23 protein-coding genes are annotated in these 23016 nt (G+C 71.1%); 20 read left to right on the top strand and 3 right to left on the bottom strand.

The window, feature by feature from the left end; translation table 11 throughout:
• The 16 genes from HLK59_RS35095 to HLK59_RS35020 all read left to right on the top strand — a co-directional run.
• On the top strand, positions 1–1301 hold a 1301-nt coding region (locus HLK59_RS35095; protein WP_171145651.1), incomplete at its 5' end, for a PQQ-binding-like beta-propeller repeat protein.
• Between the two features lie 5 nt (positions 1302–1306).
• Positions 1307–3493, top strand: coding sequence for a protein kinase (locus tag HLK59_RS35090; protein WP_171145650.1), 2187 nt, complete (start codon positions 1307–1309; stop codon positions 3491–3493).
• Between the two features lie 16 nt (positions 3494–3509).
• Positions 3510–4355 carry a winged helix-turn-helix domain-containing protein gene (locus tag HLK59_RS35085; protein WP_346779880.1) on the top strand — a complete coding sequence of 282 codons (846 nt, stop codon included), beginning with the start codon at positions 3510–3512 and terminating at the stop codon, positions 4353–4355.
• A gap of 59 nt (positions 4356–4414) precedes the next feature.
• The gene (locus tag HLK59_RS35080) at positions 4415–5224 is read left to right on the top strand and encodes an endo-1,4-beta-glucanase (protein WP_171145649.1); all 810 of its coding nucleotides are present in this window, start codon (positions 4415–4417) and stop codon (positions 5222–5224) included.
• A 103-nt stretch (positions 5225–5327) separates the two neighbouring features.
• Complete coding sequence (locus HLK59_RS35075; RefSeq protein WP_171145648.1) at positions 5328–7259, top strand: acyl-CoA dehydrogenase family protein; 1932 nt, start codon at positions 5328–5330, stop codon at positions 7257–7259.
• Between the two features lie 326 nt (positions 7260–7585).
• Positions 7586–8791 (top strand): 1-deoxy-D-xylulose-5-phosphate reductoisomerase, encoded by a 1206-nt coding sequence (gene dxr / locus HLK59_RS35070; RefSeq protein WP_171145647.1) that lies wholly within the window; start codon positions 7586–7588, stop codon positions 8789–8791.
• Positions 8792–8799: 8 nt separating this feature from the next.
• Positions 8800–10092, top strand: a complete 1293-nt coding sequence (locus HLK59_RS35065) for a site-2 protease family protein (protein WP_171145652.1) — start codon at positions 8800–8802, stop codon at positions 10090–10092.
• Positions 10093–10262: 170 nt separating this feature from the next.
• Positions 10263–11420, top strand: coding sequence for a flavodoxin-dependent (E)-4-hydroxy-3-methylbut-2-enyl-diphosphate synthase (gene ispG, locus HLK59_RS35060; protein WP_171145646.1), 1158 nt, complete (start codon positions 10263–10265; stop codon positions 11418–11420).
• A gap of 218 nt (positions 11421–11638) precedes the next feature.
• Entirely contained in the window at positions 11639–12487 is an 849-nt protein-coding gene (locus tag HLK59_RS35055; protein WP_171145645.1) for a GNAT family N-acetyltransferase, read from the top strand.
• 74 nt (positions 12488–12561) lie between these two features.
• A complete protein-coding gene (locus tag HLK59_RS35050) occupies positions 12562–13131 on the top strand; it encodes a GNAT family N-acetyltransferase (RefSeq protein WP_171145644.1) in 570 nt (189 codons plus the stop codon).
• 294 nt (positions 13132–13425) lie between these two features.
• Positions 13426–15129, top strand: coding sequence for a proline--tRNA ligase (locus HLK59_RS35045; RefSeq protein WP_171145643.1), 1704 nt, complete (start codon positions 13426–13428; stop codon positions 15127–15129).
• 126 nt (positions 15130–15255) lie between these two features.
• A complete protein-coding gene (locus HLK59_RS35040; RefSeq protein ID WP_171145642.1) occupies positions 15256–15594 on the top strand; it encodes a hypothetical protein in 339 nt (112 codons plus the stop codon).
• Positions 15591–16580, top strand: coding sequence for an FAD:protein FMN transferase (locus tag HLK59_RS35035; protein ID WP_171145641.1), 990 nt, complete (start codon positions 15591–15593; stop codon positions 16578–16580). Before HLK59_RS35040 ends, HLK59_RS35035 begins: the two co-directional genes overlap by 4 nt.
• Positions 16577–17155 carry a ferric reductase-like transmembrane domain-containing protein gene (locus tag HLK59_RS35030; RefSeq protein WP_171145640.1) on the top strand — a complete coding sequence of 193 codons (579 nt, stop codon included), beginning with the start codon at positions 16577–16579 and terminating at the stop codon, positions 17153–17155. Before HLK59_RS35035 ends, HLK59_RS35030 begins: the two co-directional genes overlap by 4 nt.
• Entirely contained in the window at positions 17155–18366 is a 1212-nt protein-coding gene (locus HLK59_RS35025; protein WP_171145639.1) for an NADH-ubiquinone oxidoreductase-F iron-sulfur binding region domain-containing protein, read from the top strand. The genes HLK59_RS35030 and HLK59_RS35025 overlap by 1 nt, the downstream gene beginning before the upstream one ends.
• Complete coding sequence (locus HLK59_RS35020) at positions 18351–18560, top strand: ferredoxin (RefSeq protein WP_171145638.1); 210 nt, start codon at positions 18351–18353, stop codon at positions 18558–18560. The genes HLK59_RS35025 and HLK59_RS35020 overlap by 16 nt, the downstream gene beginning before the upstream one ends.
• A gap of 55 nt (positions 18561–18615) precedes the next feature.
• On the opposite strand, the gene HLK59_RS35015 is transcribed toward HLK59_RS35020, so the two are convergent.
• From HLK59_RS35015 to HLK59_RS35005, 3 genes are read right to left on the bottom strand one after another with little or no spacing between them, the layout of a single operon-like run.
• Entirely contained in the window at positions 18616–19533 is a 918-nt protein-coding gene (locus HLK59_RS35015) for an aminoglycoside phosphotransferase family protein (RefSeq protein ID WP_171145637.1), read from the bottom strand.
• Positions 19534–19560: 27 nt separating this feature from the next.
• A complete protein-coding gene (locus tag HLK59_RS35010; RefSeq protein ID WP_171145635.1) occupies positions 19561–20037 on the bottom strand; it encodes a ferritin-like domain-containing protein in 477 nt (158 codons plus the stop codon).
• Complete coding sequence (locus HLK59_RS35005; RefSeq protein WP_171145633.1) at positions 20034–20555, bottom strand: hypothetical protein; 522 nt, start codon at positions 20553–20555, stop codon at positions 20034–20036. Before HLK59_RS35005 ends, HLK59_RS35010 begins: the two co-directional genes overlap by 4 nt.
• Before the next feature lie 214 nt (positions 20556–20769).
• Between HLK59_RS35005 and rimP the strand changes: the two genes are divergently transcribed.
• The 4 genes from rimP to HLK59_RS34985 form a co-directional block, all read left to right on the top strand.
• Positions 20770–21273, top strand: coding sequence for a ribosome maturation factor RimP (gene rimP / locus HLK59_RS35000; RefSeq protein WP_171145631.1), 504 nt, complete (start codon positions 20770–20772; stop codon positions 21271–21273).
• Positions 21274–21275: 2 nt separating this feature from the next.
• Complete coding sequence (gene nusA / locus HLK59_RS34995) at positions 21276–22262, top strand: transcription termination factor NusA (RefSeq protein WP_171145630.1); 987 nt, start codon at positions 21276–21278, stop codon at positions 22260–22262.
• A 115-nt stretch (positions 22263–22377) separates the two neighbouring features.
• The gene (locus HLK59_RS34990) at positions 22378–22659 is read left to right on the top strand and encodes a YlxR family protein (RefSeq protein WP_171145627.1); all 282 of its coding nucleotides are present in this window, start codon (positions 22378–22380) and stop codon (positions 22657–22659) included.
• Positions 22660–22822: 163 nt separating this feature from the next.
• A partial coding sequence (locus HLK59_RS34985) for a translation initiation factor IF-2 N-terminal domain-containing protein (RefSeq protein ID WP_143645775.1) occupies positions 22823–23016 on the top strand: 194 nt, incomplete at its 3' end.

Here is a 23016-nt window from a genome sequence, read left to right as displayed (position 1 = left end):
GGTCAGCGCCTCGGTCCCGCCGCACCCTGCTCACCGCCGCCGGCGCCGGACTGCTGGTGGGCGGCGGCGCGGTCGCCGGATGGGTGGCAGGCCGCGGCGGCACCGAGGCGCTGACCGCACCGGCCGCCGCGAGCCGCCGTACGACGGCGAAACCGGCCACCGTGCCGCGCGGCACCCCGCCCGACGCGCTGTGGCGCTACGAGGCCAAGTACCAGTTCCTCAACAACGCCAACACCGGCCTCTGGCACGACACCCACCCGGACGGTACCCATGTCGTCTACCTCGCCGAGTTCCCGGCGGTCACCGCGCTGGACATGACCGACGGCCGCCCGGTCTGGCAGCGCGGCGGCATCGACTCCGACGAGCCGATGCTCGCCGGGGAGCCGGGCACGCTGATCCTCCAGTGCTACGGCAGGCTCGTCACGGTCGCCACCGACGACGGCAGGCAGCGGTGGAGCAAGCGCCCGTACGGCGCCGGCGAGCTCGTCCTGAGCGAGCTGCTCGCCTGCGACAAGCGGCGCGGGATCCTCTACTACAAGGCCAACGGCCCCGACAACTACAAGAAGGGCGCCACCCCGCGCAGTTACCTCGTCTCCTTCGACCTCGTCGGCCGCAAGGAACGCTGGCGGCTCCAGGTGCCGGTGGCCAAGTCGGGCGCGTTCGTCTTCCTGCCGGGCAAGGACGAACTGCACGTCCTGTACAAGGAGGACGGCGCCGTCGAACTCGCCGAGGTCGACATCGCCTCCGGCAGCACGGGCCCGCCGGTCCGCCACACCTGGACGACCGAGGGCGCCACGATCTCGGTGGACATGCTCTCCGGGCAGATCTACCAGGTCCACCAGGGCCGGGTGACGGCCGCGCCGCTGCGCTCGGCCGAGCCGTCGTGGGAGATCAACCTCAACGACGAGGACGGGGACGGCCCCGGCATCGGCGTGTACGTCGACGTGCCCACCGTCCTGCGCGTCCCGGGCCTGGGCACCGTCGTGTACGTCACCGACGCGAACCGCACGGTGTACGCCGTGGACCCGGCCGACGGCCGCGAGATCTGGCGCCGTTCCCTGCTGCCCGATCCGCCGTACGCCACCCGCAAAGCCCCGGGCCTCAGCCTCACCAAGTCCGCGCGCACCCTGCTGACCTGGGGCGGAGGAGCCGGAGTGGTGGCCCTCGACCCGCGCTCCGGGGCGTACAAGTGGTCCTTCCAGAGCAGCCAGGCGGCCTCCTCGCTCTACACCGCCTTCGTCGTGGACGACACCGCGCTGGTCGTCAACGGCTCCACCGTCATCGCGCTCCCGGCCGGGTGAGGCCGATGCGCCCGCTCCCGCTCACCGACGACGACCCCTACACGATCGGCGGCCACCGGCTGCTGGCCCGGCTCGGCTCCGGCGGCATGGGCACCGTCTATCTCGCCCGTACGCCCACGGGCCGCACCGTCGCCCTCAAGGCCGTGCACCCCGCGCTCGCCGCCGACCCCCACCTCACGGCCCGCTTCCGGCACGAGACGGACACCGTACGGGCCCTCGCAGACCTGGAGCACGTGCCGTCCTTCGTCGGCGCGGGCACGGACGGCGGGCGGCCGTGGCTGGCCACCGCATACGTCCTGGGCCCCTCGCTGGCGGAGGCCGTCACGGCCCACGGGCCGTGGCCCGAGGAGTCCGTACGGGCTCTGGGCGCCCAACTCGTCGGCGGGCTCGCCGCGTTGCACGCGTCCGGGGTGGTCCACCGCGATCTCAAGCCGTCCAACATCCTGCTTACCCCGTCCGGCCCCCGCCTCGTCGACTTCGGCATCGCCCGGACCGCGGACACCGGCCACCGCACCGGCCACCGCACCGGCGAGGCGCCCGGTACCCCCGCCTACATGGCCCCCGAGCAACTCGCCGCCGACGGCCGCGAAGGACCGCCCTGCGACGTGTACGCCCTCGCCTCGGTCCTGACGTACACCGTCTGCGGCCGCCCGCCCTTCGGGGACGGCGAACCGGGTGAGGTGCTCTACCGCATCACCCACGAGGAACCCGAACTCACCGTCGTACCGGACGAGTTGCGGCCTCTGCTCGCCGACTGCCTGCGCAGGGACCCGGACACGCGCCCCGCCCTCGCGTCCGTCGCCGAACGGATCGGCGGCGCGGGCTGGTTCGGCGACCGGCTGCCCGCCCCGGTGCTCGCCGACCTCGCCGCCCGCACCGCCCGCACCGGCGAGGCCCCGCCGGCCCGGGTGACCGGCGCCCCGCCGGCCGCGCCCGGGCCGACCCGGCGCGCGCTCCTGACCGGCGTCGCCGCGGTGGCCCTCGCGGGTACGGGCGGCACCGTATGGACCCTGTCCCGCACGGACGGCGAGGACGAGGCCGCGACCGCTCAGCGGCCGGGTCCCGCCGCGTCCCGCTCCCGCGACCCGGGCGACCCGCCGAGCGCCCGCTGGGAGTACACCGCGGACTTCAAACGGGCCGGCATCGGCACGGGCGCGGTCCTCATCGACGGCACGCTGATCATCCCCGCGTACGACGACCGGCAGGTGTTCGGCATCGACGCGCGCACCGGCACACCGCGCTGGATCGGCGAGATCGTCAACGCCGGTTACCTCACCGGATGCGGCAGCGCGGCCGTGATGAAGACCGGCGGCCTGACCGGACGGCTGGCCGGGATCGAGGCGTCCGACGGCCGGGTCTGGTACTCCGCCCCCCTCGGCGTCAGCTTCGACCTGCTGCTGGAACCGGTGTTCACCGCCGACCGGCACACCGTCTATGCCGTCGGCCACGCCCCCGGCGCCCACTACGGCGACAAGCCCGGCGGACGCGACCGGTACCTGCTGGCCTACGACGTCACCGACCGCCGGCTGCGCTGGCGCCGACGCGTCCGGCGCAGCGCCGCCGAGGGGGCCGCCGGGGCGGTCGCCGACGGGGTGCTGGTCTTCCTGGAGAACGACGAGGTGACGGCGTACCGCGCCACCACCGGCACGCCCCTGTGGAGCCGCGCCCTGTCCACCACCGCGCTCGACGTCCAGTACAACGGGCTGACCCAGCGCACCGTCGCCGCCGCCGACGGCACCGCGGTCGTCGCCGGCCGCGGCGTCCTCTGCCTCGACCTGCGCACCGGCCGCACCCTGTGGAGCCTCGACCCCGAGGACACCGGCACCGGCTCCAAGGGCCGCGTCCTGCACGGCGGTACGACCATCGACGGCACCACGATCTACCTGACGGCCCTGGGCAAGGACCTGGCGGTCCTCCAACGAGACGACCGCCACCAGGGCTGGACCTGGAAGAGCAACCGAACCCTCATCGACAAACCCGCCCCACCCCCACTCCTCGCGGCCGGCTACGTCTTCCCCCAGACAGGCGGAGTCCTCCAGGAGGAAGCGATAGCCGTTGACCTCCGCACCCACAAAACGGCCTGGACCCTGAAAACCGTCGACGCCCAGGCAGCCCAGGTGAGACTCCTGACCGACGGCCACTCGCTGTACGTCCTGCGCGGCACCCGCTTGCGTGCTTACCCACTGACGTGACGGGTACGGTCGCCGCGTGAGCGATTTCGAGCGCGTGGCGGATGAGTTACGGGCGCGGATGGCCCATGGCACCTATCCCCTGGGCTCGTTGCTGCCGTCGCAGCGCGAACTGGCGGCGGAGTTCGAAGTCTCCCGCGACACCGTGCAGCGGGCGCTCAGAGAACTCAGCAGCGAAGGCCGGGTCGAATCTCGTCAGGGGGCGGGTACCCGGGTTGTCCGGGTTGTTCGGGCTGGCCAGGTGCAGGCGCCAAGAGCCAGAACCGCCACCCTGCGGGAATCCCTTCAGCGTGCGTTCGAGCAGCCCGAAGTGACCCTGGATGTCTTCACCTTGACCTGCGAGTCGTTGGAGGTGCACCTCCGCCTCCAGGCAGAGCGGATATGGGCCGGAGAGATCGCCCCCCAGGACATCGCGCTGCGCGTGCTGTTGCCCGCAGAGTCGCTGTCCCTTCCGTACTGGCACACCTCGGACGGTGTTCACGACGAGGTCTTGCGGGACCGCTATCTGGCCATGACCAGGCGCCATGTCGCGGCGGTGCGTTCCGTGCTGCGCAATCTCGAGCCGAATCGGCTCGTGCCCTCGGTGGATGTGCAGATCCGCAGAGTTTCGGTGGTGCCGCACCTCAAGCTCTACATCCTCAACAGAGTGGAGGTAGTGCTCGGCCCTTACGTGCCCCACAGCCGGACCATTGTTGTGGAGGACGGACGGGAGATCGAGAATGCCCTTGATGTGACCGGACTCGCCACAGGACTCACTCACTTCGTCAAGGACTGGGACTCGGACTCTCAGGACACGGCGAGCGTGAACTCCTGGCAGAACTGGTTCGACGCCACCTGGGACCTCCTCACCGACGGCAACCTTTGACGGACCGGCGCCCACTGAAGGGACGTAAACGATCAGCCCCCTTCGTGAGGACCGCTCCCATGCAGCACCGCCGCCCCCGCTTCTCCAAGAAGGCGAAGACCCTCGTCTCCGGTACCGTCGCGCTCGCCGCGGCCGTCGGTGTGACCGTCGCGCAGGCGGACGAGTCGAGCAAGAAGTGCACGGACTTCGACACGATCACGCTCGGCAAGTACTACGTGAACAACAACGTCTGGAACCGGGAGAAGGCGACCGGCACACAGTGCGTCTGGGACAACTCCCGTTCGGGGTCGACGATCTCGTGGGGGACGAACTACAGCCTGGCCAACAGCGGCACCGGCAAGGACTACGACGTGAAGTCCTACGCGTCCAGCGTCCTCGGCTGGCACTGGGGCTGGAAGGTCGACAGGTCCGCCACCGGTCTGCCGATCCGCGTCGGCGACCGCAAGCCGGTGAAGACCAGCTGGGAGTTCACCGTCAGCTCGAACGCGGGCGTCATGAACGTCGCCTACGACCTGTGGCTGCACAGCAAGAACACCGCCGACTGGCAGGACCAGCCCACCGACGAGATCATGATCTGGCTCAACCGGCAGGGCGGCGCCGGACCCCTCGGCAGCAAGTACGGGTCCGTCAGCCTCGGCGGCGCCATGTGGGACATCTACCAGGGCGACATCGGCTGGAAGGTGTACTCCTTCGTCCGCCGCACCAACACCACCAAGGCCACGCTGGACCTCGACGACTTCACCCAGGCCCTCGTCCGGCGCAAGCTCCTCAGCAACGACAAGTACGTCTCCGGCATCGAGTCCGGCACCGAGGTCTTCAAGGGCACCGGACGCCTTGACACCAAGGCGTACTCCGTCAATATCGGCTGAACGGCCGCGTCCCAGGGGTGGTGGGCACGCTCGGTATCGGGTACATACGATCGAGTAGCACCGGTCGGTAACCATGATCCCGATTCGCGGCGAGGTGGCCCTCATGTCCGCACCACAGCAGAAGCCCGTCGTCACCGAACGTGAGGCCCGTCAGGTGGCCGAGGCGGCCCGGGAGCAGGACTGGCGCAAGCCCAGCTTCGCCAAGGAACTGTTCCTCGGCCGCTTCCGGCTCGACCTCATCCACCCCCACCCCATGCCGCCCGACGAGGACGCCCGGCGCGGCGAGGAGTTCCTCGCCGAGCTCCGTGACTTCTGCGAGAGCAAGGTCGACGGCGCCCTCATCGAGCGCGAGGCGCAGATCCCCGACGAGGTCATCGCCGGCCTCAAGGACCTCGGCGCCCTCGGCATGAAGATCGACACCAAGTACGGCGGCCTCGGCCTCACCCAGGTCTACTACAACAAGGCCCTGGCCCTCGCGGGCTCCGCCTGCCCCGCGATCGGCGTACTCCTGTCCGCCCACCAGTCGATCGGCGTGCCCCAGCCCCTGAAGTTGTTCGGCACCCAGGAGCAGAAGGAGACCTTCCTGCCCCGGTGCGCCCGCACCGACATCAGCGCCTTCCTCCTCACCGAGCCGGACGTCGGCTCCGACCCGGCACGGCTGGCCACGAGCGCGGTACCCGAAGGCGACGAGTACGTCCTCGACGGGGTGAAGCTCTGGACCACCAACGGCGTCGTCGCCGACCTCCTGGTCGTGATGGCCCGCGTGCCCAGGTCGGAGGGCCACAAGGGCGGCATCACCGCCTTCGTCGTCGAGACCGACTCGCCCGGCATCACCGTCGAGAACCGCAACGCCTTCATGGGCCTGCGCGGCATCGAGAACGGCGTCACCCGCTTCCACCAGGTGCGGGTCCCGGCGGCGAACCGTATCGGCCCGGAGGGCTCCGGCCTCAAGATCGCGCTGACCACCCTCAACACCGGCCGCCTCTCCCTGCCCGCCTCCTGTGTCGCCGCCGGCAAGTGGTGCCTGAAGATCGCCCGCGAATGGTCGGCCGCCCGCGAGCAGTGGGGCAAGCCGATCGCCGACCACGAGGCCGTCGGCGCGAAGATCAGCTTCATCGCGGCGACGACCTTCGCCCTGGAGGCCGTACTGGACCTCTCCAGCCAGATGGCCGACGAGGACCGGAACGACATCCGCATCGAGGGCGCCCTCGCCAAGCTCTTCTCCTCCGAGATGGGCTGGCTCATCGCCGACGAACTGGTCCAGATCCGCGGCGGCCGCGGCTTCGAGACGGCGGCCTCCCTGGCGGCCCGCGGCGAGCGGGCGGTCCCGGCCGAACAGGTCCTGCGCGACCTCCGTATCAACCGCATCTTCGAGGGCTCGACGGAGATCATGCACCTCCTGATCGCCCGCGAGGCGGTCGACGCCCACCTCTCCGTCGCGGGCGACCTCATCGACCCCGAGAAGTCCCTGTCCGACAAGGCGAAAGCGGGCGCCCAGGCAGGCGCCTTCTACGCCCGGTGGCTGCCGAAACTGGTGGCAGGCCAGGGCCAACTCCCCTACTCCTACGGCGAGTTCAAACGCGAGGTCGACCTCTCGGTCCATCTCCGCTACGTGGAACGAACGGCCCGCAAACTCGCCCGTTCCACCTTCTACGCCATGTCCCGCTGGCAGGGCCGCATGGAGACGAAGCAAGGCTTCCTGGGCCGGATCGTCGACATCGGCGCGGAACTCTTCGCGATGAGCGCGGTCTGCGTACGCGCCGAACTCCTGCGCACCACCGAGAGCCACGGCCGCGAGGCCTACCAGCTCGCCGACGCCTTCTGCCGCCAGTCCCGCATCCGTGTCGAGGAACTCTTCGGCCGCCTGTGGACCAACACCGACGACCTGGACCGCAAAGTCGTCAAGGGCGTCATGGCAGGCACCTACGAGTGGCTGGAGGAGGGCATCGTCGACCCGTCGGGCGAGGGCCCGTGGATCGCCGACGCCACGCCCGGCCCGAGCGAACACACGAACGTCCACCGCCCGGTCCGCTGACCGGCCCATGACAGCGCGTCCCCCCTCGATCCCCCTCGCATCCACCATGAGGGGGACGCGCTGTCCTCACACACCGTCCTTACGGCAACAATGGGGGGATGAGCGACAGTCCAGCCCCTCGAGGGCACGGGCCGGAAGCCCCGTCTGCCCCGCGACGCCATGCACGCACTCTCGCCGCACCGGGCGCTGACCCAAGTACATCCAGTACGAGGGCCAACGCCCGGCACGGCGAGAGCACGCACCTGACGCCGCAGTGCCCGCCCTCCGGGCGGACGACGGGGCTTCCGGCCCGTGCCCTCGCCGACCCGCATCTCGTCTACGACCCCGTGGCGGTCGACGGCCCCAAGGACGTGGTGATCCTCGGCTCCACCGGGTCGATCGGGACCCAGGCCATCGACCTCGTCCTGCGCAACCCGGACCGCTTCCGGGTCACCGCGCTCTCCGCCAACGGCGGCCGGGTCGCCCTCCTCGCCGAGCAGGCGCACCGGCTCGGAGTGCGGACCGTCGCGGTCGCCCGCGAGGACGTCGTACCGCAGCTGCGCGAGGCGCTGACGAGTCGGTACGGCGTCGGCGAGCCGCTCCCCGAGATCCTCGCCGGACCGGACGCGGCCACCCGGGTCGCCGCCTCCGACAGCCACACCGTCCTCAACGGCATCACGGGCTCCATCGGCCTCGCCCCGACCCTCGCCGCCCTGGAGGCGGGCCGCACCCTCGCGCTCGCCAACAAGGAGTCGCTCATCGTCGGCGGCCCGCTGGTCAAGGCCCTCGCCAAGCCCGGGCAGATCATCCCGGTCGACTCCGAGCACGCGGCCCTGTTCCAGGCGCTGGCGTCCGGGACGAGGGCGGACGTCCGCAAGCTCGTCGTGACCGCTTCCGGCGGCCCGTTCCGCGGCCGTACGAAGGAAGAACTCGCGAACGTCACCGTCGAGGAGGCCCTCGCCCACCCCACCTGGGCCATGGGCCCGGTCATCACGATCAACTCCGCGACCCTCGTCAACAAGGGTCTGGAGGTCATCGAGGCACACCTCCTCTACGACATTCCCTTCGACCGCATTGAGGTGGTCGTGCATCCCCAGTCGTATGTCCACTCGATGGTTGAGTTCACGGACGGATCGACAATCGCCCAGGCGACGCCCCCCGACATGCGCGGGCCCATCGCCATCGGCCTCGGCTGGCCCGAACGCGTCCCCGACGCGGCTCCCGCGTTCGACTGGAGCAAGGCGTCGACGTGGGAGTTCTTCCCCCTCGACAACGGCGCGTTTCCTTCGGTCAACCTTGCGAGGCGCGTGGGGGAGCTCGCGGGCACGGCTCCGGCGGTGTTCAATGCCGCAAACGAGGAGTGCGTGGAGGCCTTCCGGGCCGGCGCGTTGCCGTTCAACGGGATCATGGAGACCGTGACGCGCGTGGTGGACGAACACGGCACGCCGGTCACGGGAACCTCACTCACCGTGTCGGACGTCCTCGAAGCGGAGACCTGGGCGCGCACCCGGGCCCGGGAACTGACAGCACAGACGGCGGAGGCCCGTGCATGACGACCCTGATGTTCATCCTCGGCATAGCGGTCTTCGCGCTCGGCCTGCTGGTCTCGATCGCGTGGCACGAGCTGGGGCACCTGTCCACGGCCAAGCTCTTCGGCATCCGGGTGCCGCAGTACATGGTGGGCTTCGGCCCGACCATCTGGTCGAGGAACAAGGGCGAGACCGAGTACGGCGTCAAGGCCATCCCGTTCGGCGGCTACATCCGCATGATCGGCATGTTCCCGCCGGGCCCCGACGGCAAGCTGGAGGCCCGCTCCACCTCGCCCTGGCGCGGCATGATCGAGGACGCCCGCTCGGCCGCGTACGAGGAGCTCCAGCCGGGTGACGAGAAGCGGATGTTCTACACCCGCAAGCCCTGGAAACGGGTCATCGTGATGTTCGCGGGCCCGTTCATGAACCTGATCCTCGCGGTCGCTCTCTTCCTCACCGTGCTCATGGGCTTCGGCATCCAGCAGCAGACCACCGACGTCGCCTCGGTCTCCCCCTGCGTGATCTCCCAGAGCGAGAACCGCGACACCTGCAAGAAGACCGACAAGGCCTCCCCGGCCGCGGCCGCCGGCATGAAGAAGGGCGACAAGATCGTCTCCTTCGCCGGCGTGCGGACCGACGACTGGAACACCCTCTCCGACCTCATCCGCGACAGCGCCGGCAAGACCGTGCCGATCGTCGTCGACCGGGACGGCAAGGAGGTCGCCCTCAAGGCGACCATCGCCACCAACCTCGTCGCGAAGAAGGACTCCAACGGCGCCTACGTCGAGGGCGAGTACGTCAAGGCCGGCTTCCTCGGCTTCAGCGCGGCCACCGGAGTCGTCAAGCAGGACTTCGGCGACTCGGTGGTCTGGATGACGGACCGGGTGGGCGACGCCGTCGACTCCCTGGCCGCCCTCCCCTCCAAGATCCCGGCCCTGTGGGACGCCGCCTTCGGCGACGGCCAGCGCGAGCCGGACTCCCCGATGGGCGTGGTCGGCGCGGCGAGGGTGGGCGGCGAGATCGCCACGTTGGACATCCCGGCATCCCAGCAACTGGCGATGTTCGTGATGCTCCTCGCCGGCTTCAACCTCTCCCTGTTCCTCTTCAACATGCTCCCGCTCCTGCCCCTGGACGGCGGCCACATCGCGGGCGCCCTGTGGGAGTCGCTGCGGCGGAACGTGGCCAAGGTCATGCGCCGCCCGGACCCGGGCCCGTTCGACGTGGCGAAGCTGATGCCGGTCGCCTATGTGGTGGCGGGAATCTTCATCTGCTTCACCGTCCTCGTCCTCATCGCGGACGTGGTCAACCCGGTGAGAATCTCCTAGCCATACGGCGTTCACGGCGGCCCGGCACACTGTGTGCCGGGCCGCCCTCGTTCGTGTGGGCTGACCGGCGGGATGTGCTGCGGTCCGGGTCCGTGCCGTAATCTCGAAGCCTGGAGCCCACTGTTCCGTTGGCACCGGATCTTGATCCACGACTTGGGGTTGCACAGCAGATGACTGCGATTTCTCTCGGCATGCCGTCCGTTCCGACCAGGGTTGCCGAGCGGCGCAAGAGCCGGCAGATCCAGGTCGGCACCGTAGCGGTCGGTGGCGACGCCCCGGTCTCCGTCCAGTCGATGACCACGACCCGTACGTCCGACATCGGCGCGACCCTCCAGCAGATCGCCGAGCTGACGGCGTCCGGCTGCCAGATCGTCCGCGTGGCGTGCCCGACCCAGGACGACGCGGACGCCCTCGCGACCATCGCCCGCAAGTCCCAGCTCCCGGTCATCGCGGACATCCACTTCCAGCCCAAGTACGTCTTCTCGGCCATCGAGGCCGGCTGCGCTGCGGTCCGCGTGAACCCCGGCAACATCAAGCAGTTCGACGACAAGGTCAAGGAAATCGCGCGGGCCGCCAAGGACCACGGCACCCCGATCCGCATCGGCGTGAACGCGGGCTCCCTGGACCGCCGCCTGCTCCAGAAGTACGGCAAGGCGACCCCCGAGGCCCTCGTCGAGTCGGCCCTGTGGGAGGCGTCCCTCTTCGAGGAGCACGACTTCCGGGACATCAAGATCTCGGTGAAGCACAACGACCCGGTTGTGATGATCGAGGCGTACAAGCAGCTCGCCGCCCAGTGCGACTACCCGCTGCACCTCGGTGTGACGGAGGCGGGCCCGGCGTTCCAGGGCACGATCAAGAGCGCGGTGGCCTTCGGCGCCCTCCTCTCCCAGGGCATCGGCGACACGATCCGGGTGTCCCTGTCGGCCCCTCCGGTCGAGGAGGTCAAGGTCGGCAACCAGATCCTGGAGTCCCTGAACCTCAAGCAGCGCGGTCTGGAGATCGTCTCCTGCCCGTCCTGCGGCCGTGCCCAGGTCGACGTCTACAAGCTGGCCGAAGAGGTCACCGCGGGCCTCACCGGCATGGAGGTCCCGCTGCGCGTAGCCGTCATGGGCTGTGTGGTGAACGGCCCCGGCGAGGCCCGCGAGGCCGACCTCGGCGTCGCCTCCGGCAACGGCAAGGGCCAGATCTTCGTCAAGGGCGAGGTCATCAAGACCGTCCCCGAGTCCAAGATCGTGGAGACCCTCATCGAGGAAGCCATGAAGCTGGCCGAGCAGATGGAGGCGGACGGCGTGCCGTCGGGCGAGCCGTCGGTGGCGGTAGCGGGCTGAGGGATGGGGGCCGCAGGCCCCTTCAGGGGCGCGGGGAACTGCGCGACCAGCCCCCACCACCCGCAGCCGCCGACGAACCACAACCACCCGAACCCATATGCGCCGGCCACCTCAACGCCCCGCACCGCAAAAACAACGGCCACCTCCACTGGGCGGCACGGCTCAGCTTCCGCAGGTATTGTGCGGAGATCAGCAGTCCCCAGCGTGAGGCCCCGCCCGTGTTGACCCAGACGACCTCCCGGGTCCTCGAACCGAGCGACCTGGACGCCGCGCTCGCCGTCCTCGACCGCGAGCCGGTCGCGAACGCCTTCGTGACGTCCCGCGTACAGGTCGCCGGCCTCGACCCGTGGCGCCTCGGCGGCGAGATGTGGGGCTGGTACGAGGACGGCATGCTGACGTCCCTCTGCTACGCCGGCGCCAACCTGGTCCCCATCTGCGCCACCCGCCGAGCCGTCCGCGCCTTCGCCGACCGCGCCCGCAGGGCGGGCCGCCGCTGCTCCTCGATCGTCGGCCCGGCCGAACCCACCGCCGAACTCTGGCGCCTCCTCGAACCCAGCTGGGGCCCGGCCCGCGACATCCGCCCGCGCCAGCCCCTCATGGTCACCGACCGCATGCCCACCGACATCGCCCCGGATCCCTACGTCCGCCGCATCCGCAAGGACGAGATGGACGCGATCATGCCGGCGTGCGTGGCGATGTTCACCGAGGAGGTCGGCGTCTCCCCGCTGGCCGGCGACGGCGGCCTCCTCTACCAGGCGAGGGTCGCCGAACTCGTCGGCTCCGGCCGCTCGTTCGCCCGCCTCGACGCCGACGGCAAGGTCGTCTTCAAGGCCGAGATCGGCGCGGCCACGACCCAGGCCTGCCAGATCCAGGGCGTCTGGGTGGCTCCCGAGTACCGGGGGAGGGGCCTGGCGGCCCCCGGCATGGCAGCGGTCCTGCGCTATGCCCTCGCGGACGTGGCCCCGGTGGTCAGCCTCTACGTCAACGACTTCAACACGTCGGCGAGGAGGACGTACAAGAGGGTGGGCTTCCAGGAGGTAGGAGCCTTCATGAGCGTCCTGTTCTGACGCGCGGAACCCCGCGGGCAACCACGTGCGCCCGCACCCGGCCAACAACGCGTACCCCCCTGTAATCTCCCCACATGCGCTTTCCCGGTCACGGACACCGCCGCCACCTCGACGACGACGTAGTGATCGGCCCCCTGGACCTCTCCACCCACGTCGACGAGGCTCTCGCGGTCCAGGCCATCGCTTTCGGACTGGGCGCGGACGAGGTCGCCGTACGCCGCCAGATCGTCCTCCGCCACATGACGTACCCCGGCGCGAGAGCCCTCGGCGCGACCGCGGACGGAATCCTGGTGGGCTTCGTCTACGGCATGCCCAACGACCGCACCCACTGGTGGTCCACGGTCGTGGAGCCCTACCTCCGCGCGCAGGACCACGACATCTGGCTGGACGACTCCTTCGTCATCACGGAGCTCCACGTCCACCCCCGCTACCAGAACCGCGGCGTCGGCCGCTCCCTGATCACGACGATCACGGCAGGCGCCCGCGAACCCCGCTCGATCCTCTCCGCGATCGACACCGACAGCCCGGCCCGCGGCCTGTACCACTCCCTCGGCTACCAGGACCTGGCACGGCAGGTCCTGTTCCCCAGCGCCCCGAAGCCGTACGCGGTGATGGGCGCCCCCCTGCCGCTGCGCCGCCGTTAGCGCCTGCCCGCCGGATCAGGCCCCAACCGATTTCCGCCGCAACCGGACCCCCGGCTAACCTCCCTGGGGGTGCCTGACACATTCCCGCCTGCCTGGCGGCGTCTGGCACGCACGCTCGCCGCGTTACCGAACCGCCCACGTGGCTCCGCCACGAGGGCGCTCCGGCGCCTTGCGATCTGGGGGTACCCCCTCTGGGGGAGCACCAGACGCCGCCAGGCCCGCCCTGCGGGCGGACGGTGGGAATGTGTCAGGCACCCCCAGCCATCACCCTTATCCGGCAGGAGTACGAGAACCATGGCCAACGCACCGGTCCAGCGCATGTCCCAGTTGATGGCGAAGACGCTGCGCGACGACCCGGCGGACGCCGAGGTCCTCAGCCACAAGCTCCTCGTCCGCGCCGGCTACGTCCGCCGCACCGCGGCCGGTATCTGGAGCTGGCTGCCCCTGGGCAAGAAGGTGCTGGCCAACGTCGAGCGCATCGTGCGTGAGGAGATGGACGCGATCGGCGCCCAGGAGGTGCTGCTCCCCGCGATCCTGCCGCGCGAGCCGTACGAGGCGACCGGCCGCTGGGAGGAGTACGGCCCCGAGCTGTTCCGCCTCCAGGACCGCAAGGGCGGCGACTACCTCCTCGGCCCGACCCACGAGGAGATCTTCACCCTGCTGGTGAAGGACCAGGCGTCCTCCTACAAGGACCTGCCGGTCATCCTCTACCAGATCCAGCACAAGTACCGTGACGAGGCCCGTCCGCGGGCCGGCATCCTGCGCGGCCGCGAGTTCCTCATGAAGGACTCGTACTCCTTCGACACCGAGGACGAGGGCCTGGCCAAGTCCTACGCCCTGCACCGTGAGGCCTACCAGCGCGTCTTCGAGCGCCTCGGCCTCGACTACCGCATCTGCGCCGCGACCGCCGGTGCGATGGGCGGCTCGAAGTCCGAGGAGTTCCTGGCCCCGGCCGGCGCCGGCGAGGACACCTTCGCCGACTGCCCGAACTGCGACTTCGCGGCCAACACCGAGGCGATCACGTACGAGCTGAAGCCGGTGGACGGCTCCGCCGTCCCCGCCGCCGAGGACATCCCCACCCCGGACACCCCCACCATCGAGACCCTCGCCGCCTCCCTCGGCGTCCCGGCCTCCGCGACCCTGAAGAACCTTCTCGTGAAGGTCGACGGCGAGATCGTGGCCGTCGGTGTCCCCGGCGACCGCGAGGTCGACATGGGCAAGGTCGAGGCGCACTTCGCCCCGGCGGTCGTCGAGATGGTCACCGAGGCGGACTTCGCGGGCCGTCCCGACCTGGTCCGCGGCTATGTCGGCCCGAAGGGCCTGGGCGAGAAGGTCACGTACATCGCCGACCCGCGCGTGGCCCCGGGCACCGCGTGGATCACCGGCGCCAACAAGGCGAACACCCACACCAAGAACGTCGTCGTGGGCCGTGACTTCGAGGTCGGCGAGTACGTCGACGTCGTGGTCGTACAGGAGGGCGACCCCTGCCCGAAGTGCGGCACCGGCCTCAAGCTGGACCGCGCCATCGAGATCGGCCACATCTTCCAGCTGGGCCGCAAGTACGCCGACGCCCTCAAGCTCGACGTCCTGGGCCAGCACGGCAAGCCGGTCCGCGTCACCATGGGCTCCTACGGCATCGGTGTCTCCCGCGCCGTCGCCGCCCTCGCCGAGCAGACCGCCGACGAGCAGGGCCTGTGCTGGCCCGCCGAGGTCGCCCCGGCCGACGTGCACGTCGTCGCCGCCGGCAAGGCCCTCCAGACCGAGCTGGCCCTCGACGTCTCCGAGAAGCTGCGCGCGGCCGGCCTGCGCGTCCTGGTCGACGACCGGGCCGGGGTCTCCCCGGGCGTGAAGTTCACGGACGCCGAGCTGATCGGCGTACCGAAGATCCTCGTCGCGGGCCGCCGCTCCGCCGAGGGCGTCCTGGAGCTCAAGGACCGCAGGACCGGAGAGCGCGAGGAGCTGACGGTGGACGAGGCGATCGCCCGCCTCAGCGCCTGAACATCATCTAAAGAAACTCCTCAGGAACGTCTCTGGGACCCTAAAGGGGGCTCACAGACTTCTCTCAGAGTCGTACCCGAACGTAGTGCGTGACAGAGCGTCACTACGGCTACGAGGGGTACGGCCATGGCAGACAGAGGCAGGGAACGCGGCGCCGCCGCGCTGGTCCGCAGAGGAACCCGGCGTACGGCGGCGGCCGCGGCGGCGGTCACGCTGGCCGCGGCGGCAGGCGTGTTCGCCCTGGTCGGCACGATGCAGGCGGACGCCGACACGAGCGCGAGCAGCGGCACGAGCTCCAGCACGAGCAGCTCATCGACGGACAGCAGTTCGTCGGACGGCTCCAGCAGCGCTTCCTCGTCCACGGACGACTCCACGAGCTCGGACACCTCGTCCGGCTCCGACAGCTCCAGCGGCCTCACCTCCTCCTCCGGCGACTCCACCGACTCCACCTCGGGGGCGTCGTGAGCACCGCCACCGCGATCCGCCGCACCACGGCCGCCACCGAGTGGCGCGCCCTCGGCACCGGCGTCCGCCTGGTCGTCACGGACCCGGCCCTCCTCGACTCCTGCAACCTGCTCCTCGCCCGGCACCTCGCCGAGGTCGACGCGGCATGCAGCCGCTTCCGCGCGGACTCGGAACTCGCGGCCCTCGACGCCACCGAGGGCCGCCCGGTCCGGGTCAGCCCGCTGCTCGCGGAGGCCCTCACGGTCGCCCTGCGCGCCGCCGAGGCGACCGACGGAGCCGTCGACCCGACCGTCGGCTCGGCGATGCACGCGATCGGCTACGACCGTGACTTCACCCTCGTACGGGAGGACGACCGCCCGGTCCGCCTGACCGTCCGGCGCGCCCCCGGCTGGCGCCTGATCGGCCTCGACCGCACCACCGGCACGGTCACCGTCCCCTCCGGCGTCCGCCTCGACCTCGGCGCCACCGCCAAGGCCTGGGCCGCCGACCGGGCCGCCGCGATGCTCGCCGGGACAGCCGGCTGCGGAGTGCTCGTGAGCCTCGGCGGCGACACGGCCGTCGCGGGCGAACCCCCGGCGGGCGGCTGGCAGATCCGCGTCCAGGACGTCACCGGCCCGGTCAACGAGACACCCGCGCAGGGCTCGTACGACTCGGTGGGCCTGCACAGCGGCGGCCTCGCCACATCGGGCACGGCGGCCCGCAACTGGCGCCGGGGAGACCAGGACCTCCACCACATCATCGACCCCCGCACCGGCCTGCCGGTCCGCACCCCGTGGCGCACGGTCTCGGTGGCGGCCCGCACCTGCGCCGACGCGAACGCGGCGAGCACGGCGGCCCTGGTGAAGGGCGAGGGCGCGGAACGCTGGCTCACGAGCCGGGGCCTGCCCGCGAGGCTGGTGACGCAGGAGGGCCTGGTCGTCACCACCCCGGGCTGGCCCACTCACCCCAGGAGCGCGACCAGCCCCCACGGCGGGACAGCCGCATGACGACCGAGACCCTCTGGTACGCGAACCGAGCCACCGGCGCGGTCTGCCTGATCCTCTTCACCGTCGTCGTGGTCCTCGGCATCGCCGTACGCCTGAGAGCCAGGATCCCCGGCCTCCCCCGCTTCGGCACGATCTCCCTCCACCGCACCCTCTCCCTCTCCGCCACCACCTTCCTGGCCCTGCACATCGCGTTGGCGATATTCGACAGCTACGTCAACATCACGCTCCTGGACGCGATCGTTCCGTTCGTCTCCGACTACCAGCCCCTCTGGCTCGGCCTCGGCACCGTCGCCTTCGACCTGATGCTCGCCGTGGTGATCACGAGCCTCCTGCGCAACCGCATCGGCCACCGCACCTGGCGGGCGACGCCCTGGCTGGCGTACGCCTCCTGGCCGGTCGCCCTCATCCACGGCCTCGGCATCGGCCCGGACCCCGGCCCCGACTGGATGACCTGGCTGACCGTCGCCTGCGTCGTCGCCGTCCTGGCCGCCGCGGGCACCCGCCTCGCCCTCGGCGTCCGCGACTCCCGCCGCACCCCCGCCGTCCTGCTCCGCACCGCCGAAGGAGCCCGCTGATGACCGCCACCTTCCCCGACCTGCTCATGTCCCCGCGCCTGCTGGCCCCCGGCGGCGCCCCGGCCGACCACGGCACACACGAAGAGCGCTACGGGCCCCTGGCGTACGGCGACCCCGAGGCACTCCTCCGCCTGGTCGCCGAGTCGGGCCTCACCGGACGCGGGGGAGCGGCCTTCCCGGTCTACCGCAAGCTGGTCTCGGTCGCCGAGTCCGGCCGCCGCACCGGCCGTGCCCCCGTCGTCGTGGCCAACGGAGCGGAGGGCGAGCCCGCCAGCCGCAAGGACAAGACGCTGCTGCGGCTGTCGCCCCACCTCGTCCTGGACGGCATCCAGGTCGCCGCCGCGGCGACCGGCGCACAGGAGGCCCACCTCGCCGTCGAGGAGGGCGCGTCCGCCCTGGAGTCGGTCCTCACACACCGCCGCGACCCCGTCCCCGTCAAGGTCGTACGCCTCCCGAAGCGGTTCCTGTCCGGCCAGTCCTCGGCCCTCGCCCGGTACGTCGGCGGAGGCGCCGCGCTCCCGGCGTACAAGGACCCCCCGATCCGCGAACGTGGAGTGGGCCGCGCCCCCACCCTCGTCCAGAACGTCGAGACCCTCGCCCACCTCGCCCTGATCGCCCGCTACGGCCCCGACTGGTTCCGCTCCGCCGGCACCCCGGCCCAGCCCGGCAGCGTCCTGTGCACGGTGCACACGCCGGACCGTGAAGTCCGGGTCGTGGAGGCCCCGTTCGGCACACCACTGCACCGTCTGCTGCCGCTCCACGGCACGTCGGCCGTCCTGCTCGGCGGCTACCACGGCACCTGGGTCCCCACCACGGAGGCCGCGGAACTCACCCTCGACGCCACCACGATGGGCGCCGGCGTGCTGGCCGGCCTCCCCGCCGACCGCTGCGGCCTCACCGAGACCGCCGACGTCCTGCGCTACCTCGCCCTCCAGTCGGCCGGACAGTGCGGCCCCTGCCACAACGGCCTGCCGCGCATGGCCGCCGCGTTCCGGACCCTGGCCACCCCCGGCGCACAGGGCACGACCCGTACCGACATCGCCCGCTGGTCCGGCCTGGTCGAGGGCCGCGGCGCCTGCCACCACCCCGACGGCACGGTCCGCCTGGTCCGCAGCGCGCTGACGACGTTCGCCGCCGAACTGGACGCCCACGCAAGGGGCTTCTGCACGGCGACCGCCCCTCAAGGAGAGCTGACATGGACCAGCGCATAGCCATCGACTGGACGTCCTGCCAGGCCCACGGCCTGTGCGCGGAACTGCTCCCGGACCACGTCAGCCTGGACGAGTGGGGGTACCCGCTGGTGGCAGATACCCCCTTGCCGCCCCGTACGGTGAAAAGGGCCCGCAGAGCAGCCGCAGACTGTCCGGTGCTCGCCTTGAAACTGAGGACAGCTTCGGACACCTAGGGGCGCGGGGAACTGCGCGACCAGCCCCCACCACCCGGTAGCCGACACTCAACCCTCAAAGCCACCCGGCGAATTCCAGCAACAGCTCAGAATCCTTCACTCGCCCCACCCGAAGGGCCCGCACCCCGGACTCGACCGCCCGGAACAACGTCCACCCCCGCAACCGCTCCTGATCCACATCCAACGACTCCGCGAGCCGCTTCACCCGCCGCCGGGTGATCGCCGCCCCCGACGACTGGGCGATCAGATCCTCGACCCGATCCCGAACCAACCGGGCCAGATCGAACGCACACTCACCGACCACCGGATCCGGCCCCACGGCCAGCCACGGAGACCGCTCACCCGCCAGCACCTTGCTCTGCCGGAACGTCCCGTGCAGCAACCGCTCCTCGGGCGGCGAGACCAGCAACTCCGCACGCACAGCGAGGGCCGCGTCCACCAACGGCGCGACCTCGGCCAGGCCCGACGCGGTCGCCCGCATCGCCTCGGCCTGCCGCCCGGTCCGCTCGGCCACCGTCTCGAAGACCCGGGCGCTCCCGTCCCCGTCCCCGTCGACAGGTGGCTCCACCCACAACCGCCGCAAGGTCCCCGCCGCCTCCAGCAGCGCCTTCGCCTCCGGCAACGACCGCACCGACACATCGGGGTGCAGCCGCTCCAGCAGCAGCACACCCTCGGTCACCGGCTCGTCGAGCAACTGCACCGCACCCAGCCCGCCCCAGCGCGCCAGCGCCGCCCGCTCGGCCTCCGGCCGGAACCGCGGCGGGGCCAGCTTGAGCACGGCGGGGGTGCCGTCGGAGCGCCGGACCAGTACGACGAGGCTGCTGCGGCCGCCCGGCACCTGCACCCGTTCCACGGTCGACTCGCGTAGCGCGACGGCTTGGCGAGCCGCCTCGGGCAGCTTCTCCAGCCAGCCGTCACCGGGTGCCGTCTCACCGAGCGCCCTCACCAGACGCTGTGGCGGTTCGAAAGCCATACGCGAGCAGTTCCCTTCCCGTACCCGTTACGCCGTGGGTGTCGCCGGAGTCGGCGAGGCCGACGCGGTCGCCGCCCGTTCGGCGAGACCAGGGAAGGCTACGCTCTCCCCGCGCCAGCGCACCGCCCGCACCGCCGCCTCCCGCAGCGCCCCGGCGGCCATGGAGCGCCGCCCGTCCACGGTTGCCCGCACCAGGTCGGAGTACACCCCCGCGACCCGGTCCTCCCGCTCGGCGGCCAGCCGTACGGCCGCGTCCGAGTCCGGCACCGGGAACGGCAGCGCGTATCCGGCCGCCGCCGCCGCGGGGGTCCCGCCCAGCTCCCGCACCTCACGGGCGAGCGCGTCACGCCGGGCACGATGGGCGTCGTACGCCGACTTCGCCTCGGTACGCCGGCCCTCTCGGATCCGCCCGCCGACGACCCCGTACCCGTACACGGCGGCATGCTCGGCCGCCAGCGCCGCCTGGAGCGCCGCCAGCTCACGCTTGTCCTGCTCGTCGCTCACTTCGCCGCCTCCGTCAGCAGATACGCGTGCGCCGCCCCGGCCGCCGCCACCGAGGCCAGCAGCCGGGCCAGCTCGCCCGGCACGTCGAGGAGCGACTTCGCCCGCGCGTCCGCGAGCGACCGCTCGGCGCCGGCGAGCCCGGCGAGGGCGTCCTTCTCGGTGCCGGGCACGGCGGAGGGGGCGGGGGAGCCGGGAACGGTGGGCGACGCCGAGGCGGTGGCCCTCGTCGTGCCCCCGAACGCCTCCACGTGCCGCACGGCCTCCGCCCGCAGCACCCCGAGCCGGTCCGCGAGCCCCGGATACGCGGTGATCACCGCGTCGTACCGCTCGACGATCCCCCGGCTGTCGCGCGCCGCACGCGTGCGTGCCCGCTCGGCGACCGACGGACTGCCACCGGTGCTCTCCTCGGCCTCCTCGGCCCCGGAGGAGCACCCCACCAGCAGGGCGGCCCCGGCGGCGGAGGCGAGGAGGGTTCTTCGGCGCGGCCCCGAGGGGGTGCGCGGCGGGGGGTACGGCACGGCAGACGTCCTCGGGGGCTCGTACGAACAGACGGGCGGGAAGGCGGCCCGCCGGTGATCACGGTACCCGCGCCCTGGTCCGCAACCCCTCATCGGCACCGCTGCGGACCCCCGGCCGTCGCACGGTGGACGGCAACACACCTTTGGAGCGGATACCCTTTGACCAGACACGCGACCTACCCACAACAGCACACGCGGCCGAGGAGTCACCCGGATGAGCACCACCCAGAGCGAGAGGCTGCGAGAGCTCCTGGAACCGCTCGTCAGCTCCCAGGGACTGGATCTGGAAGAGATCTCAGTGGACTCGGTAGGACGCAAGCGCGTGCTCAGCGTCGTCGTCGACTCCGACACCGGGGCGGACCTGGACCAGATCGCCGATGTGAGCCGCGCGCTCTCGGCGAAGCTCGACGAGACGAACGCGATGGGCGAGGGCGAGTACACCCTCGAGGTCGGCACCCCGGGCGCGGAGCGCCCCCTCACGGAGCACCGCCACTATGTGCGTGCCCTGGACCGGCTGGTGAAGTTCCAGCTGACCGAGGGCGGCGAGCTGGTCGCACGGATCCTTGAGGTCGACGACGAGGGTCTGGACGTCGAGGTGCCCGGAGTCAAGGGCCGCAAGGCCACCGGCCGCAGACTCGCCTTCGCCGACATCGACAAGGCGCGCGTGCAGGTCGAGTTCAACCGCAAGGACAAGAACGAGAAGGAAGAGGAGGCGTAGCCGTGGACATCGACATGAGTGCCCTGCGGGGCTTGGTACGGGAGAAGGAGATCTCCTTCCCCCTGCTGGTCGAGGCGATCGAGTCGGCCCTCCTCATCGCCTACCACCGCACCGAGGGAAGCCACCGCCACGCGCGCGTGAAGCTCGACCGGGAGACCGGCCACGTCATCGTGTGGGCGAAGGAGGACCCCGAGGACCTCGAAGAGGGCCAAGAGCCCCGCGAGTTCGACGACACCCCGTCCGACTTCGGCCGTATCGCCGCGACCACCGCCAAGCAGGTCATCCTGCAGCGGCTGCGCGACGCCGAGGACGACGCGACGCTCGGCGAGTACGCCGGCCGTGAGGGCGACATCGTCATGGGCGTGGTCCAGCAGGGCCGTGACCCGAAGAACGTGCTCGTCGACATCGGCAAGCTGGAGGCCATCCTGCCGGTGCAGGAGCAGGTCCCTGGTGAGACGTACCCGCACGGCATGCGGCTTCGCTCGTATGTCGTCCGCGTGGCGAGGGGCGTCCGCGGTCCGTCCGTCACGCTGTCGCGCACGCATCCCAATCTGGTGAAGAAGCTCTTCGCCCTGGAGGTGCCGGAGATCGCCGACGGTTCGGTGGAGATCGCCGCCATCGCGCGGGAGGCCGGTCACCGGACGAAGATCGCCGTACGGTCCACCCGTTCCGGACTGAACGCCAAGGGCGCCTGCATCGGCCCCATGGGCGGGCGGGTCCGCAATGTCATGGGTGAGCTGAACGGCGAGAAGATCGACATCGTCGACTGGTCGGACGACCCGGCCGAGATGGTGGCGAACGCCCTCTCCCCGGCCCGGGTCTCCAAGGTGGAGGTCGTCGACCTCGCGGCCCGCTCCGCGCGCGTGACGGTGCCGGACTACCAGCTGTCGCTGGCGATCGGCAAGGAAGGGCAGAACGCCCGCCTCGCGGCCCGGCTGACCGGCTGGCGGATCGACATCCGTCCGGACACCGAGCAGCCCGGCGAATAGGTCCCGGATCACGATCGGGAATAGATCTCGGCCCACAGGGGGCTGAGATCACGACAACAACCGTTCGATCCCTGCCCCGAAGGGGTGAGGTCGCTACGGGGAGGTAGACTTAGCAGTGTCTGGCCGGACGCACGCCCGCGCATGCCCTGAACGCACCTGTGTGGGGTGCAGGCAGCGAGCGGCCAAGACCGATCTGCTGCGCACCGTGGTGATCAAGGACGCATGCGTCCCCGATCCTCGCGGTACGCTGCCCGGCCGGGGCGCCTATGTGCACCCCGCCCTGGTCTGTCTCGACCAGGCGGTACGCCGCCGGGCGTTCACGCGGGCGCTTCGCGCCCCGGGAGCGCTCGACGTAAAGGCGTTGCGCCAGTACGTCGAGCAGACAGACAGTTGCTGAGCAGGCAACACCGCAAGGAGCGTCGTACGGAACCCCCGTGCGGCCCTGGTACCCCGCGAGTTGGAAGTAGGTCGAGATTGCGATGAGCACTCGATGAGCACGCGATGAGTACGCCCATGAAGTAGCGACGGTCCGGACGCAACCCGGACCTAAAAGGAGCGAAGTGGCTAAGGTCCGGGTATACGAACTCGCCAAGGAGTTCGGGGTTGAGAGCAAGGTCGTCATGGCCAAGCTCCAAGAACTCGGTGAATTCGTCCGTTCGGCGTCTTCGACCATCGAAGCGCCCGTCGTCCGTAAGTTGACGGACGCCCTTCAGCAGGGCAACGGAGGCGGCAAGCCCGCCCCCGCCCGCAAGGC

The sequence above is a fragment of the Streptomyces sp. S3(2020) genome, from assembly GCF_013044505.1.
GTDB lineage: Bacteria > Actinomycetota > Actinomycetes > Streptomycetales > Streptomycetaceae > Streptomyces.
This window is presented reverse-complemented; position numbering and strand designations above follow the sequence as displayed.